Below are 12754 nucleotides of genomic sequence, written 5' to 3'. Positions count from 1 at the left end.
AGTGGGTATGGGCGATGCCGCCGAAGCGGCACCGCCCAAGGGCTTACTTCAGGCTCACGCCGTAGAACGAATTCAGACCAAATGGGCTGATCTTGAAGCCTTGTACTTCTTTGCGCATTGGCTGATATACCGTTGAGTGCGCGATGGTGGTCCAAGGTACTTCACGTTTGAAGATGGTTTGCGCTTTTTCGTACAGCTTCACGCGTTCCGCCTGATTGGTGGTGCTGCGGCCTTTTACGATCAGATCGTCAAATTCCTTATTGCACCAGCGCGCGTAGTTGTTGCCGCCCACGGCTTCGCAACCCAGATTCACGCCCAGCCAGTTGTCTGGATCGCCATTGTCGCCGGTCCAGCCGATCAGCATGGTGTCGTGTTCACCTGCTTTGGCGCGTTTGATGTACTCACCCCATTCGTAAGTCACGATCTTGGCTTTGATGCCTATCTTCGCCCAGTCGTTCTGGATCATTTCGGCCATCAGCTTGGCGTTCGGGTTGTACGGGCGCTGTACTGGCATGGCCCACAGGGTGATCTCGGTGCCTTCCGCGATGCCGGCTTTTTTCAGCAGCGCTTTGGCTTTTTCCACATCCATTGGCGCATCTTTCAGCGTTTTGTTGTACGACCATTGGGTTGGTGGCATTGGGTTGGTAGCCGGTTGCGCGGCACCTTGGAATACTGCATCGATAATGGCTTTCTTGTTGATGGCCATATCCAGCGCTTGGCGCACTTCCAGCTTATCGAATGGCTTGCGGCTCACGTTGTAGCTCAGCCAGCCGGTATTGAAGGCCGGTTGGCTTGGCACGTTCAGCTTCGGATTGGTTTGCATGGCTTTCAGATCGGCCGGTTTCGGGTAGGCCATCACATGGCACTCACCTTTTTGCAGCTTCTGATAGCGCACAGATGCATCGGGCGTGATCGCGAAAATCAGTTTATCGAGCTTCACATCGCCTTTGCGCCAGAAGTCTTTATTCGCGTCATAGCGGATATTGGCGTCTTTCTGGAATGAGCGGAACACAAACGGGCCGGTACCGATGGGCTGGGTGTTGATATTGGCGGCTTTGCCCGCTTTCAACAGGCCCTCGGCGTATTCAGCCGAGTGAATCGAAGCAAACGACATCGCCAAGTTTTGCAGGAAGGCCGCATCAACCGCTTTCAGCTTCATGCGTACGGTATAGGGATCCACTTTCTCGATCGCGACCAGATTGGTATCCATCGCCATGTCAGAGGCATATGGGAAATCGCTTGGGGCCGCTTTATTGAACGGGAAGTTTTTGTCGGTCAGGCGTTTGAAGGTAAACACCACGTCATCGGCGTTGAATTCACGCGTTGGTTTGAAGTAGCTGGTGGTGTGGAATTTCACGCCTTTGCGCAGGGTGAAGGTGTAGGTCAGGTTGTCGGCGCTGACTTCCCATTTTTCCGCCAGGCCCGGGCGTACTTGCGTTGAGCCAGGGGCAAATTCAACCAGACGGTTGAACATGGTTTCAGCCGAAGCATCAAAGTCGGTGCCGGTCACTTGGCGCGAAGGGTCAAAGCCAGTTGGGCTGCCTTCCGAACAATAAATCAGAGTACCGGCCGCGCTGGCAGTACCGGCCAGCAGGGCAACGGCGCTACCCAGAACCCAGTTGCGCATCTTGAAATTCATTTTGCTTTCTCCACAAATGAGGCAAAGACGTGATGGTGTTGATGACGTGTTATGCGTATGGCAAGCCTGTTTGTTCTGCGGGTAAGTTGCCCGCGGCCTGATTGCACTGCAATGTAGGCGGTTTTTTTGAGGTTTGCCTCAGCATCCTAGTGAGGGCGCGCACGGCAAAACATTCGGTAAATCCCTCACTGATCAGGTAGTTAGCGCGGGCTACAGTTGTGCCAAAGTGGGGGCGTAAGCAGTACAGTTGGGCGTGCGGGCAGGAATGCGGCGGGTACAGAATACAGAAAAAGCTTTAGTTTCAGCGTCTTGCGCGGCGCTGCTGTGCCTGCCAAAACGAGCTAGAGCTATGTCTTGACAGGCAGTGCTTTGTATGAAATTTCTAATATTCCCTATCTTAGGGATTTCAGCAATACGCGCGCTTCGCGGCCGTGTTGTTGCGTTAATACGGCAGCCGTTTCGCTTTGCATGACCACGCGGCCGTTTTGCAGCAGCTGCGCCTGCACTACGTACTGCAGTTTGGGGTTAATGGCCGCTGGGTCAAAGCGCAGTGTGAGCGGGATGGGGTTGCCGCGCTCCAGCACACGCTCTTGTACCGCGATGCGTTGCCCTAGCCCTTGGCCAGTGAGCTCGCGCAATTCCACCCTTTGCAGCGCGCCGGGGCGCAGATTACGTTCCAGCCAGCTGGGAATGACGGTGACGGTTTCAACCGCCCGATTTACCACCACGCCATACATTGAAAATGCTTGCCGTAATTCGGCTTCGGTCAGGCGCAAAGCCTGTAGGCGTGCATCTTCTGGGGTATTGGCTGCGAATGTAGATGGTAGTTTGATTTTGGCGTAATACACCCGCTGGGTATCGGTGCCCAGCGCCATGCTGTCGGCCGGGCCATTGGGCAAGGGGCTGACTGAGCCGGGATAAACCGTGAGCGTCAGTAGCGGGCTGCGGCGGCCATCGGCGGCTTGATACCAATAGCTCAGGCGTTGCAGGGCGGCTGCCGCATCGGCGGGTAGCTCGCTGCCTGATGTGGCGGTGAGCTTCACTTCTTGCGCTAACCAGCGCTCGGGCGGCACAAACACAATCCCGCTGGCGGCGTCGCGCACCGGGTTGACTGGCTCATCTTGTGGGGCTGGGCGGCAATCGCTGCCCAGTGGCTGCGCTTGGCGAAACAGGCTGAGCGTTTGTTCGGTACTGTGGAGCCGATATTCACCATCGCTAAATTCGCCCGCTGCAGTGCTGGCGAGGTTCAAACGGCTGCCGTCTTTCACCGGCTGATACAGGCCGCGCCACAGGCGCACGCCATTAGGCTGGTGCTGTAATTGAAAGACTTCGCCTTCGGCGCAGCGGTAAATGGCTTCCGCGGGCAGTTGGGCCCAGCTTGGTGCGGCCAGCAGTAAGCTGGCCCAGAGTAAACAGGTTTTCATCGGCGTATCCAGTAGGGCGCTTAAAAGCGGACGTCGGGCAGCGGGGCGGCTGGGGTTTGCAGCAGGCTGCGCGGGATAATCAATATTTGCAGTAGTTTGCGCACAGGTGGCTCGCCGTGCAGCACGATTTCGCTTAATTCGATGGTTTGCTCATCGCCCATGCCACTGTCGATCACGCCTAGCGGGTCGACCGCCAGCGTTTCGGTTTGCAGGGTCAGTAAATCGGGTGTGGCGGCCAGCTCGGCGATTAGTCGCTCGCACTGGGCATCGGGGCTGCGGGCGCTGGCATTGGCCTGCAGCTGGGCCGTGAGCTCGGCAATTCGCGCTTGTTGCTTGTCGTAGTCCGCGCTGTGCGGGCTGGCCATGCGCAGCATGGTGCGGGCATTCAGCAGCGCTTCTTCCAGGGCTTGTTTTTCCTGCCCCAGCTGCGTGAGCGCGAAGCTGGCTTGTTGCGCCACGACTTCCAGCAGCCGGCGCGGGCCCGCTGCTTGCAAGGCGGCGAGTGACTCAACCGCGCTGCTGATCCGGTAATGACCAAATTGCAATCGCTGTTGCGCGACATCTTGGCGAATCTGCCCGCCTTCTTCCACCATGCCAAAGCTGTGTTTGCGCTGAATATCGGCGGTAAACACCACCACGGTTTCATCGGCCAGCGGATGCGCGGCAAACCAGGCATGCAGGGCGGGATGTTCGCCAATCAGCTCGCCCATCCGGGCCGGATTGGCAAACAGTAATTGCAACAGCCGGTGCTGTCGCCAGTGTTCGGCATCCAGCCGCAGCGCTGGCGGCCATTGGGCGGTAAAGCGGGCAGCGTGCTCTTCGGCCCAATGCACATACGGCCCAAGGCGTTGCTGGTATTTACGCGCCAATTTCACCTGCGGCGCGGCCAGCTCGACCAGCTGATCAATCAGAGCCGGGTCGGCGCTGGGCGGGGCGGGGGTGCGCCCCAGCCATTGTTTGAGGATGCCCAGCATGTTTAGGGGTTGAGCTCGTAGAGCGTGGCTTCGTCGGGCGGCGTCAGCGCTTTTACGACCTGCGCGGGGTTGCCCAGCACCAAAGAGCACGGCGGCACATCGCGGGTCACCACGCTGCCAGCACCAATCACGCAATGATCACCGATCGTGACGCCGGGGCAGATGATGGCGCTAGCGCCAATCCAGACATTCTGGCCAATGCTGATCGGCTTGGCCCAGAAGGCCCAGCGTTGGCGCTCGGTGGGGTCGACCGGATGCGTGCCGGTCTGGATTTGCACATGGGGGCCAATCAGGGTGTGGTGGCCAATCGTGATGGGCGCGGCGGCGGCGATTTCCACCCCGTGATTGATAAATACTTTGCGCCCCAGCCGGATCAGCTGACCACCCACGATATTGAGCTTACCCTGGAAAATGACTTCTTCCGCTTCGGCAAAAATCTGCCGCAGCAGGGCATTCTTTTCGTCTTTTTGTTCGTAGCTGAGCGCGTTGTACTGGGCAATCAGGGCAAATTCGGCTGACAAGTTGCGTTTTCCGATGTCGTTAAAGCCAAATTTCACCGTTTCAGCGGTCATGCCAGCCTCCCATTAGAATTTTGTGATATAGGTTATAGTTGTTGTCCTAAAGTATAAGCCAACTAAGCTTGTAAGACGGGTGAATTTTTACCACCAGAGAGGGAGCATAAGCATGAATAACTGGGGTGTGAAAACACGATTAATGGCCGGATTTGGCTTGGTGCTGGGCTTGTTGGTGGTGCTGGCGGCTGCGGCTTTGTATAGCTTGCAGAGCATCAGTGGCAAGATCGAAGAGCTGGTGGGTGAGCGCTATCCGGCGGTGGTGGTGACGCAGGACCTGATTATTCAGGCCTACAACACGGATCTCTTGTTCCGCAATGCGGCGCTGGCCGAAAATTTTGAAGAGATGGAAAAGATCATCGCCGTGATCACCCAAGAGGCTGATCAGGAAGAAGCGGCGATTGCCAAACTCAAAGCCATGCCACTGGATGCGCAAGCGAAAACCTTGCTGGCCGAAGTAGAGCGTGCCAATGCGGCGATGGATAAGCAAAAAGCCACGCTGATCAGCCAGCTGAAACTCGACCGTGCGGTGGGAGCGACCTTTATCAACACCACCTACGCCAAGGTGAGTAATGAATATCGCAATGCGGTGCTGCAACTGGGCAAACAGCAGGGCGAAATGATGGAGCAGGGCAAGGCCAGCATGGGCCGCACCAGCGGCGCTGCCCACACCGTGATTGTGGTCACGGCCATCATCGCGATTGTGGCGGGCCTAGTATTTGCGGCGCTGATTGCCAATCAGGTGATTGGCTCACTGGCGACGGCCAGCAGTGTGGCCGAGAAAATCGCGGCTGGCGATCTTACCCACGATTGGCGGGCGCAGCGCATTGGCAAGGATGAAATCGGCGTGTTGCTGGGTGCGCTGAAAAAAATGCAGGATAACCTTACCCAGATTATCCGGCAGATTCGTGACAATGCCCAAGATGTGGCCGGCACGGCCCGCACCTTGAGCCAAGCCTCGCAGCAGATTCATGGCGGTACTGATGCGCAATCGGCGGCTGCGAGCAATATGGCCGCTGCGGTGGAAGAAATGAGCGTCAGCATGGATCAGGTGGCGCATAACTCGGTTGATGCCGAGCAGCGGGCTCGCGATGCTGGCCAGCAAGCGCAAGTCGGTAGCCAGGATGTGGTGGCGGCCACGCGCGAAATGCAGGCCATTTCCGGTGAAGTGAGCGGTGCGGCGCAGCAGATTACCGAGCTGGGTCAGCGCATCGAAGAAATCGGCAGCATTGTGGTGGTGATTAAAGATGTGGCCGACCAAACCAATTTGCTGGCACTCAATGCCGCCATTGAAGCGGCGCGTGCCGGCGATATGGGCCGCGGCTTTGCGGTGGTGGCCGATGAAGTGCGCAAGTTGGCCGAGCGTACTACGCAATCTGCCACGCAGATTACCTCGATGGTGAATGCGATTCAGTCTAGCGCCGGTGATGCCGTGGCGCGGATGAGCAATGGCACTCGCCGGGTCAGCGAAGGGCTGCAATTGGCCAATCAGGCGAGCGATAGTATTACCCGCATTAACGACAGCAGCAGCAGCGTAGTGGAGTCGGTATTTGGGATTAGCGAGCAGGTACAGGAGCAGCGGGCGGCGGCGCGCGATATTGCGGTCAATGTCGAGCAAATCGCGCAAATGGCCGAAGAAAACTCGGTGGCTGTGCGCAATATGGTCGATTCGATCAGCCGGCTGGAGAATATGTCCAGCCAGCTTGCGCAAACCGTGCAGCGCTTCAGGGTGATTTAAGCGCTCTGCAACTCTCGCAGTAATAAAAACCGCGCTACGGCGCGGTTTTTATTGGGTGGCGACACGCACAATGCTGACGGCTAGCCATAGCGCATGATCGACGCCGCCACCTGATCCAGGGCGATCAGCTCTTTGGTCGCGCCCAGCCGTACGGCTTCTTTGGGCATGCCAAAGACCACACAGCTGGCCTCATTCTGGGCATAGGTCATGGCGCCGCAATCGAACATCTCGCGCAGACCTTTGGCGCCATCGTCGCCCATACCGGTCAAGATATAGCCCACCGCATTGCGCCCAGCGGCATTGGCGGCCGAGCGAAATAGCACGTCCACCGAGGGGCGATGGCGTGTTACCAGCGGGCCATTCACCACATCTACAAAATACTGCGAACCGGCGCGCTGCACGACCAGATGCTTGCCGCCAGGGGCGATCAACGCCAGCCCCGGTTGCACCCGATCACGCGGGCGTGCTTCCCGTACTTCGATTTCACACAGGCCATTCAGGCGCTGGGCGAAGCTGGCGGTGTATTTTTCCGGCATGTGCTGCACGATCACAATGCCGGGGCAATTGCGTTTCAGTTTGGGCAGAATGGCTTCCAGCGCCTGCGTCCCTCCGGTGGACGTGCCAATGGCGATCAGCTTAGGCGTCACCGGCAGGCGCGCGAGCGGATCGGGCCGCGGCAAGATGGCATCGGCATCGAGCTTGGGCGCGTTCAGGCGCTCATTCATGGCCAGATGCGTCATACACACGCTCCGGCAAAATAATCACGGACTAGGGCAACCCGCATGCTGGGATCGATGGCTTGCGCCGCATTAAGTAGAGGTGCTTTCGTGATAGCAGATTCAGCCTTGCGGCGCTGCAAAACCATCGACATCCTTAATCCTTTTTATTCACCAGACTGACGCCAAACAGCACCACAGCAGCCCCCAGCCATTGCAAAGGGGTGAGCACTTCGCCCAGGATGCCCAGCCCGAAGATAATCGTCAGCACCGGCCCAAAGCTGCCGATCAGCGCTGTTTTAGCGCCGCCAATGCGCTGCATGGCCGCACTGGTGGCGTAGATCGGCAACACAGTCGAAAACAGCGCCATCAATAAGCCATAGCCCCACACCGGCGCGGGCTGCTGCAAATCACTCCATGGGCGGGTCAGGGCAAAATGCGCCACAATCGCCAGGCAAGACACGCCCAGCGCCAATTCGGTAAAGCGCATGCTGCCCACCGCCTGAATCACCCGCGGACTGAAACTCATATACAGAGCAAAAGTGGTGGCGCTGAGTGCCACGCACAGCACGCCAAACCAGTCGGCGCGAGCGTGATACAAATCTGGCCCCAATACCAGCACAATGCCCAGATAGGTCACCAGCATCACCAGCCAGATGCGGCCGGGAATGCGGCTTCGTTGCAGCGCGGCGCTGATCAGCACGGTCAGGGTGGGGTACAGACACAAGATCAGCCGCTCCAGACTGGCGCTTACCGTTTGCAAGCCAATGAAATCGAGCAGGCTAGACAGGTAATAACCCACTACCCCCAGCGCAATAAGCCATAATTTCTGGGGTATAGTCAGCGGAGCGCCGGTTTCTGTGCGCCACAGGCGGATACCCACCAGTAGTACCACCGAGAGCAACATGCGGATCGTCACCATGGTGACGGCATCTACGCCGTAGCGATAAGCCAGCTTGGCAAAGATGGCCTTGGCGGCAAATCCGGTTGAGGCCAGCAAAGCCAAAATAAAACCAACTTGGGCGGGGCGCAAAGACATGGACAATTGCGGCATACAGAGCTCCTTAAGCGAAACAACCGCGTCGGGAGTGGGGCAGGTGGCCGGCGCGGTCAGGGTGACAAGCGCGTGGCCACAGCAAGGGCGAGCGCTAGCGTGCGAGCACGGCTAGCCAGGCTGCTGCGTGGGCATGAAGGGCAATAATGTAAGTGCTATGGGCTTTCATGCCTTCATCTTGCCTGCGCAGGGCGTAAGGCGTCAATTGGGTGAACTGTAACGAGTTGTTGGCCAGCCAACTGGATTTGCCGAGCGCCCCACCGGCAGCGCACAATGCCGTTTTCCCTGTTCGGATCTTGCGCATGCGCTGGTGGCACGATATTTCACTCTCCGCCGTAGTGGCGGGGCTGGTTACGGTGTTGGTGGGTTTTACTAGCTCGGCCGTGATTGTGTTTCAGGCAGCGCAGGCCTTAGCGGCCACGCCAGCGCAAACGGCGTCTTGGATGTGGGCGCTGGGGCTGGCGATGGGCCTCACCTGTATTGGCTTATCCTTGCGCTACCGCGTGCCGGTGGTGACGGCATGGTCAACGCCCGGTGCAGCGCTGCTGGTGACGTCGGTGTCGGGTATCAGCCTGCCGGAAGCGGTGGGGGCGTTTATGCTTTGTGGCGCGCTGATTGTGCTGGTGGGCGTAACGGGCTGGTTTGAACGGGCGATGCAACGGGTACCGATGAGCCTGGCCTCGGCCATGCTGGCCGGGGTCTTGCTGAAATTTGGCTTGGGCGCTTTTCAGGCGCTGGGCACGCAATTGGCCTTGGGCTTGAGTATGTTGGCGGCCTATTTGCTGCTGCGCCGCTGGCAGCCGCGCTATGCCATTCTAGGGGTATTGCTCGCCGGCGTAATTTGCAGTGCGGTACAGGGGCAGTTACATATGGGGGGTATGCAGCTGGCGCTGGCGCAGCCAGTGTGGGTAAGCCCTAGCCTAAGCTGGTCGGCCGTGGCCAGCGTGGCTTTGCCGCTGTTTATGGTGACCATGGCCTCGCAAAATATCCCCGGAGTGACGGTGCTACACGCCAATGGCTTTCGCCCGCCGATTTCGCCGATTATTAGTTGGACGGGCCTCACCACCATCGTGTTGGCGCCCTTTGGCGCATTTGCCATCAATCTGGCCGCAATTACGGCTGCCATTTGCATGGGCAAAGATGCGCACGAAGCGCCCGAAAAACGTTATGTGGCGGCGGTGGCAGCTGGGGTGTTTTATCTGCTGATCGGGATATTCGGCGCCACGGTGGCGGCGCTGTTTGCGGCCTTGCCGGCCGCCTTGATTATGATCGTGGCTGGCTTGGCGCTGCTCAATATCATCGGCAATGGCCTGGCGCTGGCGATGCGGGATGATCTGCACCGCGAAGCGGCGATGGTGACTTTTCTGGTCACCGCCTCGGGTCTGACGGTATTTGGGATTGGCTCGGCCTTCTGGGGCTTGCTCGCCGGCGGCGTGGCGGCGCTGGTGCTGCGCAAGAAAGCCTAAGTCGCAGCGGGCAATACGCTCTGAATCAGTCGATAGGCCAGGCTATAGCGGCTGGGTAACTCGGGCAGGGCGCTGAGCGGATACCATTGCGCGTCTTCGATCTCGCCGGGCTGGCAGCGGATGTCACCCTCGGCATAGTCGGCCACAAAGGCCAGCATCAGCGAATGTGGAAACGACCAGCTTTGGCTGCCAAACCAGCGCAGATGGCGAATCCGCACGCCTACTTCTTCCAGCACCTCGCGATGCGCGCATTGCTCCAGGCTCTCGCCGGGTTCCACAAAGCCGGCCAGCGCGCTATACACGCCGGGGCGAAAGCCGGGTGAGCGGGCGAGCAAGAGCTCGGTTTGGCCGGCCACTTCGCGGCGAATCAGTACCATCACCGCCGGCGACACCCGCGGCCATACCCGATGCCCGCAGGCCGGGCAGCCGCAGGCCACTTCCTCCGCCAGCGACGTGGTGGCGTGCCCGCACACCCCGCAGTGCTGGTGAGTGCGGTAGAAGGTGGCAATCTGGCTCGCCCGCCCCGCCAATAGCCATTCATCTTCACTGAGCAGACCGTAGCTGGCGCGCAAGTCGAGGGCTTCTAGGCCTGCCGGGATGGCTGTAGTTGCTGGCCATTGCGCCAGCACCACCGGCCGCTGCTGCCAATGACCGATGATCTGCGCCCGCTCGGGCGCGGCGAGGTGGGCCAAAGCGCTGGCGGTGGGCAAACCCTCAGCGCTGCACAGCAGGGTATCGCCCTGCAGGGCAATGATGATGTGTTCTGGCAGTAGATGCGTAATGGGGGTATGTGCGGGCTGAAAATCGTCGGGCAGCATGGGCAGGCTCGCAAGGGCGGCGGGGCAAGGTGAATCAGTGTACCAAGCGCGGCCGGGGCTGTGGCAATGTTGCTGCCGGCTGTGGCTTGTCATACTAAGTTCATCTGCTTTAAACACATTTGTCATCTACGGCACTTAAGATTGCCGCCATTGCCCCGCCCGCTCTGGGCGATCGTTCCGACTGATTGAGAGATAACAATGAAACGTTCTGCCCTGCTGGCCCTGGTGGCCTTTGCTGCTTTGAATACCGCTCACGCTTCAGACGCTTGCGTATGGGGCTGCTTGGCGATGAAAGCCAAGGCCGCAATCGATGCTGATCCAGCACTGAAAAAATTCGATATCCAAGTTAAAGCCACCGACACTTATGACGTCAAACTGTCTGGCTCAGTGGATGAAGGCGAGCAAATGGCCCAAGCCGGTATGCTGGCTGAAGGCATCAAAGGCGTGAAATTTGTCTTCAACGACATCATGCCGAAAAACTAAGCCTACCCCGCTTAGCTGACCAAAACCCGCCGCTGGCGGGTTTTGTTTTTGCGCGGCGCTCGCGCGCACTCAAGCGCAGCTGTGCCGCGCCGATGTATGATGGCGAGCTATTTTTATCTGGCCCCGTCTGCCATGAGTCAATTCGAAGCCAAACAATGGGTGCGCCTGCGCCGCGATCATCTGCAAACCTATGCCCCGGCCACGGCCCGTCTGCTGGATGGCCGCAAGGGCAAGGTGCTGGATGTGTTTATCCCGCTGGGCAAAAAAGAAGCCCTGGTGAAGGTTTACTGGGCACCACGCCGCGCCGGTGAAAAAGAGCTGGTGCTGGAGCACCCCGAAGCCGAGCTGGAACGGATTGTCGGCTAGGTATTGCGCCTGGTGGCTGATTTGATAGGCGCTAGCGAGCAATACCCCATGAAAGACCTCGCCCCATGGTCAGTGTATGTATTGCGCTGCCGCGGCGGGCGGCTCTATACCGGCATCGCCATTGATGTGGCGCGCCGGCTGGCCCAGCATCAGGCCGGCACCGGCGCCAAATTCACCCGCGCCCATCCACCCGAAGCCCTCCTGCGCAGCTTGCCCTGCATTAGCCGCAGCGTGGCGCTGAAGCTTGAATACGCCATCAAGCAGCTCAGTGCGGCGCAAAAGCAGCGCTGGCTGGCCGGCGCTGCTGCGCCATTTGCGGCGCGATTTCAGCAAAATAGCCAGGGTATCTGGCTAGAGGCCAGTATAGATAGTGCACTAGAGGAAATACCCGCTAGCGCAGCTCCGCCTTAATGCTGTTAATGGCGGCCTGGCCTTCGCTACTGAGCAAGGGTGCGAGCTGGCGGTAGCTAATCACCGCGTTATTGGTGCAGGCGAACATGGCGTGCGGCAAATAGGGCATAAACGCGAGCCCGTTGGCGGTGGGGTACACATCCCAGCTCTCGGTCTCGTCGCCGACCGATTCGCAGCCCTCTTGTTGTACCTCTGCCCAAGCTTGGCTTAGCAGCCGGCGGAGTGGCGCTTCGATTTTGAAAAACTGCCCGTCTTGCCGCACGGCTTTGGCATTGAGCCAGCGCCACACCTCCACCGGCTTGGCCTGCCCGCGGCGATAGGTTTGGTAGCTGGTGCCGTAATTGGGGTGGGCGCCGCCGCAATAGTCGCCGCTATTGTTTTCTTCGACATACCAGCTGGCGGTAATCAGTTCGGGCCGGGAGGTGCGGCTTAGATAGCCTTGCTGCCCATGATACAGCTGGGTATAGCGGATGCATTCGGCCTGCTCTTTGGCGTCGGCCAGCAGGCGGGCCCGCACCTCGGCGGTGAGCGTGGGCGTGTCGCCCGGTTTGGCAGCAACTACGATGCGGCGTAATTCATTGTCGCTATCGCTGCCGGCTAGCCACACTTGCAAATAGCTTTGGCCGTGCCATTGGGCGAGTTTGCTCTTGAATTTGGGTGGGGCTTCCAGCGCGGCATTAAACGCATCGCTCAGGCAGGGCTCGGCGCCGTTAAAGGCCACCCGCTGTAGCTGAATGGCAAGGGTCTTGCCCTTGAGCTGCCATTGCCCGCGCAAGACGCCATCGCTGCCCACGGCCACCGCTTGCCAGCGTGCGCCGCCTTCTCCTTCTTGCCAGCGGCTTGGGCTTTGGGGGTGTTCATCTTGCGCTTGCAGCTGAATTGGATTGAGGTGCTTGTGGTAGTAATACAGCCCCAGTGGCGGATCATTATCGCCCTGCAGGCAGGCCGTGACCGGATAGCTGCCCACTTGGCCGCGCCACACGCCGTGCCAGCTGGGGGGGGCGGCAGCGCTAGCGGCGCTCAGTGTGGCGAGCAAGCAGAGGGTAAACAGGCGGCGGGTATGCAACATGATGACTCGAGCGCAGTGGGTGAG

General features: G+C 59.3%; 14 protein-coding genes. 5 read left to right on the top strand and 9 right to left on the bottom strand.

The features are described from left to right. Positions 1-43: 43 nt before the first annotated feature. The 4 genes from QV747_RS11405 to QV747_RS11390 all read right to left on the bottom strand — a co-directional run bounded on the left by QV747_RS11405 (position 44) and on the right by QV747_RS11390 (position 4609). Entirely contained in the window at positions 44-1639 is a 1596-nt protein-coding gene (locus QV747_RS11405; RefSeq protein ID WP_047391089.1) for an ABC transporter substrate-binding protein, read from the bottom strand. A gap of 392 nt (positions 1640-2031) precedes the next feature. Next, positions 2032-3063: a YbaY family lipoprotein gene (locus QV747_RS11400; protein ID WP_273431744.1), complete on the bottom strand. Its 1032-nt coding sequence runs from the start codon at positions 3061-3063 to the stop codon at positions 2032-2034. A gap of 20 nt (positions 3064-3083) precedes the next feature. Then, positions 3084-4037 (bottom strand): hypothetical protein, encoded by a 954-nt coding sequence (locus QV747_RS11395; protein WP_273431746.1) that lies wholly within the window; start codon positions 4035-4037, stop codon positions 3084-3086. Positions 4038-4039: 2 nt separating this feature from the next. Continuing rightward, positions 4040-4609, bottom strand: coding sequence for a sugar O-acetyltransferase (locus QV747_RS11390; RefSeq protein WP_051258613.1), 570 nt, complete (start codon positions 4607-4609; stop codon positions 4040-4042). A gap of 112 nt (positions 4610-4721) precedes the next feature. Here QV747_RS11390 and QV747_RS11385 point away from each other — a divergent pair, with 112 nt between their 5' ends. Beyond that, on the top strand, positions 4722-6347 hold the full coding sequence (locus QV747_RS11385; RefSeq protein WP_273431748.1) for a methyl-accepting chemotaxis protein: 1626 nt from the start codon (positions 4722-4724) through the stop codon (positions 6345-6347). Positions 6348-6427: 80 nt separating this feature from the next. Here QV747_RS11385 and QV747_RS11380 read toward each other — a convergent pair whose 3' ends face one another. From QV747_RS11380 to QV747_RS11370, 3 genes are all read right to left on the bottom strand, one after another. Then, entirely contained in the window at positions 6428-7087 is a 660-nt protein-coding gene (locus QV747_RS11380; protein WP_051258611.1) for a chemotaxis protein CheB, read from the bottom strand. Positions 7088-7220: 133 nt separating this feature from the next. Beyond that, positions 7221-8117 carry a DMT family transporter gene (locus QV747_RS11375; RefSeq protein ID WP_273431750.1) on the bottom strand — a complete coding sequence of 299 codons (897 nt, stop codon included), beginning with the start codon at positions 8115-8117 and terminating at the stop codon, positions 7221-7223. Between the two features lie 94 nt (positions 8118-8211). Beyond that, on the bottom strand, positions 8212-8421 hold the full coding sequence (locus QV747_RS11370; protein WP_047391078.1) for a hypothetical protein: 210 nt from the start codon (positions 8419-8421) through the stop codon (positions 8212-8214). Between QV747_RS11370 and QV747_RS11365 the strand changes: the two genes are divergently transcribed. Continuing rightward, the gene (locus tag QV747_RS11365; RefSeq protein ID WP_288791511.1) at positions 8420-9583 is read left to right on the top strand and encodes a benzoate/H(+) symporter BenE family transporter; all 1164 of its coding nucleotides are present in this window, start codon (positions 8420-8422) and stop codon (positions 9581-9583) included. The two genes, QV747_RS11370 and QV747_RS11365, sit on opposite strands and share 2 nt — an antisense overlap. On the opposite strand, the gene nudC is transcribed toward QV747_RS11365, so the two are convergent. After that, a complete protein-coding gene (nudC, locus tag QV747_RS11360) occupies positions 9580-10494 on the bottom strand; it encodes an NAD(+) diphosphatase (RefSeq protein WP_273431754.1) in 915 nt (304 codons plus the stop codon). The genes QV747_RS11365 and nudC overlap by 4 nt on opposite strands. A gap of 105 nt (positions 10495-10599) precedes the next feature. On the opposite strand from nudC, the gene QV747_RS11355 reads away from it, so the two are divergent. The 3 genes from QV747_RS11355 (at position 10600) to QV747_RS11345 (ending at position 11661) form a co-directional block, all read left to right on the top strand. Next, positions 10600-10884, top strand: coding sequence for a BON domain-containing protein (locus QV747_RS11355; protein ID WP_028448346.1), 285 nt, complete (start codon positions 10600-10602; stop codon positions 10882-10884). A gap of 132 nt (positions 10885-11016) precedes the next feature. Then, positions 11017-11250 (top strand): hypothetical protein, encoded by a 234-nt coding sequence (locus QV747_RS11350; protein ID WP_273431757.1) that lies wholly within the window; start codon positions 11017-11019, stop codon positions 11248-11250. Between the two features lie 48 nt (positions 11251-11298). Then, on the top strand, positions 11299-11661 hold the full coding sequence (locus QV747_RS11345) for a GIY-YIG nuclease family protein (protein ID WP_273431759.1): 363 nt from the start codon (positions 11299-11301) through the stop codon (positions 11659-11661). Here the strand turns inward: QV747_RS11345 and QV747_RS11340 are convergent. Then, entirely contained in the window at positions 11642-12730 is a 1089-nt protein-coding gene (locus QV747_RS11340; RefSeq protein ID WP_273431761.1) for a hypothetical protein, read from the bottom strand. The genes QV747_RS11345 and QV747_RS11340 overlap by 20 nt on opposite strands. Positions 12731-12754 lie beyond the last annotated feature (24 nt).

Origin of the sequence: uncultured Chitinibacter sp., from assembly GCF_945957625.1 — a bacterium.
GTDB lineage: Bacteria > Pseudomonadota > Gammaproteobacteria > Burkholderiales > Chitinibacteraceae > Chitinibacter > Chitinibacter tainanensis.
This window is presented reverse-complemented; position numbering and strand designations above follow the sequence as displayed.

What these genes read in the sequence shown, in the direction of transcription:
- QV747_RS11380 (WP_051258611.1), bottom strand. Translation starts at nt 7,087, where the DNA reads ATGACGCATCTGGCCATGAATGAGCGCCTGAACGCGCCCAAGCTCGAT.
- QV747_RS11395 (WP_273431746.1), bottom strand. Translation starts at nt 4,037, where the DNA reads ATGCTGGGCATCCTCAAACAATGGCTGGGGCGCACCCCCGCCCCGCCC.
- QV747_RS11405 (WP_047391089.1), bottom strand. Translation starts at nt 1,639, where the DNA reads ATGAATTTCAAGATGCGCAACTGGGTTCTGGGTAGCGCCGTTGCCCTG.
- QV747_RS11375 (WP_273431750.1), bottom strand. Translation starts at nt 8,117, where the DNA reads ATGCCGCAATTGTCCATGTCTTTGCGCCCCGCCCAAGTTGGTTTTATT.
- QV747_RS11370 (WP_047391078.1), bottom strand. Translation starts at nt 8,421, where the DNA reads ATGCGCAAGATCCGAACAGGGAAAACGGCATTGTGCGCTGCCGGTGGG.
- QV747_RS11350 (WP_273431757.1), top strand. Translation starts at nt 11,017, where the DNA reads ATGAGTCAATTCGAAGCCAAACAATGGGTGCGCCTGCGCCGCGATCAT.
- QV747_RS11385 (WP_273431748.1), top strand. Translation starts at nt 4,722, where the DNA reads ATGAATAACTGGGGTGTGAAAACACGATTAATGGCCGGATTTGGCTTG.
- QV747_RS11390 (WP_051258613.1), bottom strand. Translation starts at nt 4,609, where the DNA reads ATGACCGCTGAAACGGTGAAATTTGGCTTTAACGACATCGGAAAACGC.
- QV747_RS11345 (WP_273431759.1), top strand. Translation starts at nt 11,299, where the DNA reads ATGAAAGACCTCGCCCCATGGTCAGTGTATGTATTGCGCTGCCGCGGC.
- QV747_RS11340 (WP_273431761.1), bottom strand. Translation starts at nt 12,730, where the DNA reads ATGTTGCATACCCGCCGCCTGTTTACCCTCTGCTTGCTCGCCACACTG.
- nudC (WP_273431754.1), bottom strand. Translation starts at nt 10,494, where the DNA reads ATGACAAGCCACAGCCGGCAGCAACATTGCCACAGCCCCGGCCGCGCT.
- QV747_RS11400 (WP_273431744.1), bottom strand. Translation starts at nt 3,063, where the DNA reads ATGAAAACCTGTTTACTCTGGGCCAGCTTACTGCTGGCCGCACCAAGC.
- QV747_RS11365 (WP_288791511.1), top strand. Translation starts at nt 8,420, where the DNA reads ATGCGCTGGTGGCACGATATTTCACTCTCCGCCGTAGTGGCGGGGCTG.
- QV747_RS11355 (WP_028448346.1), top strand. Translation starts at nt 10,600, where the DNA reads ATGAAACGTTCTGCCCTGCTGGCCCTGGTGGCCTTTGCTGCTTTGAAT.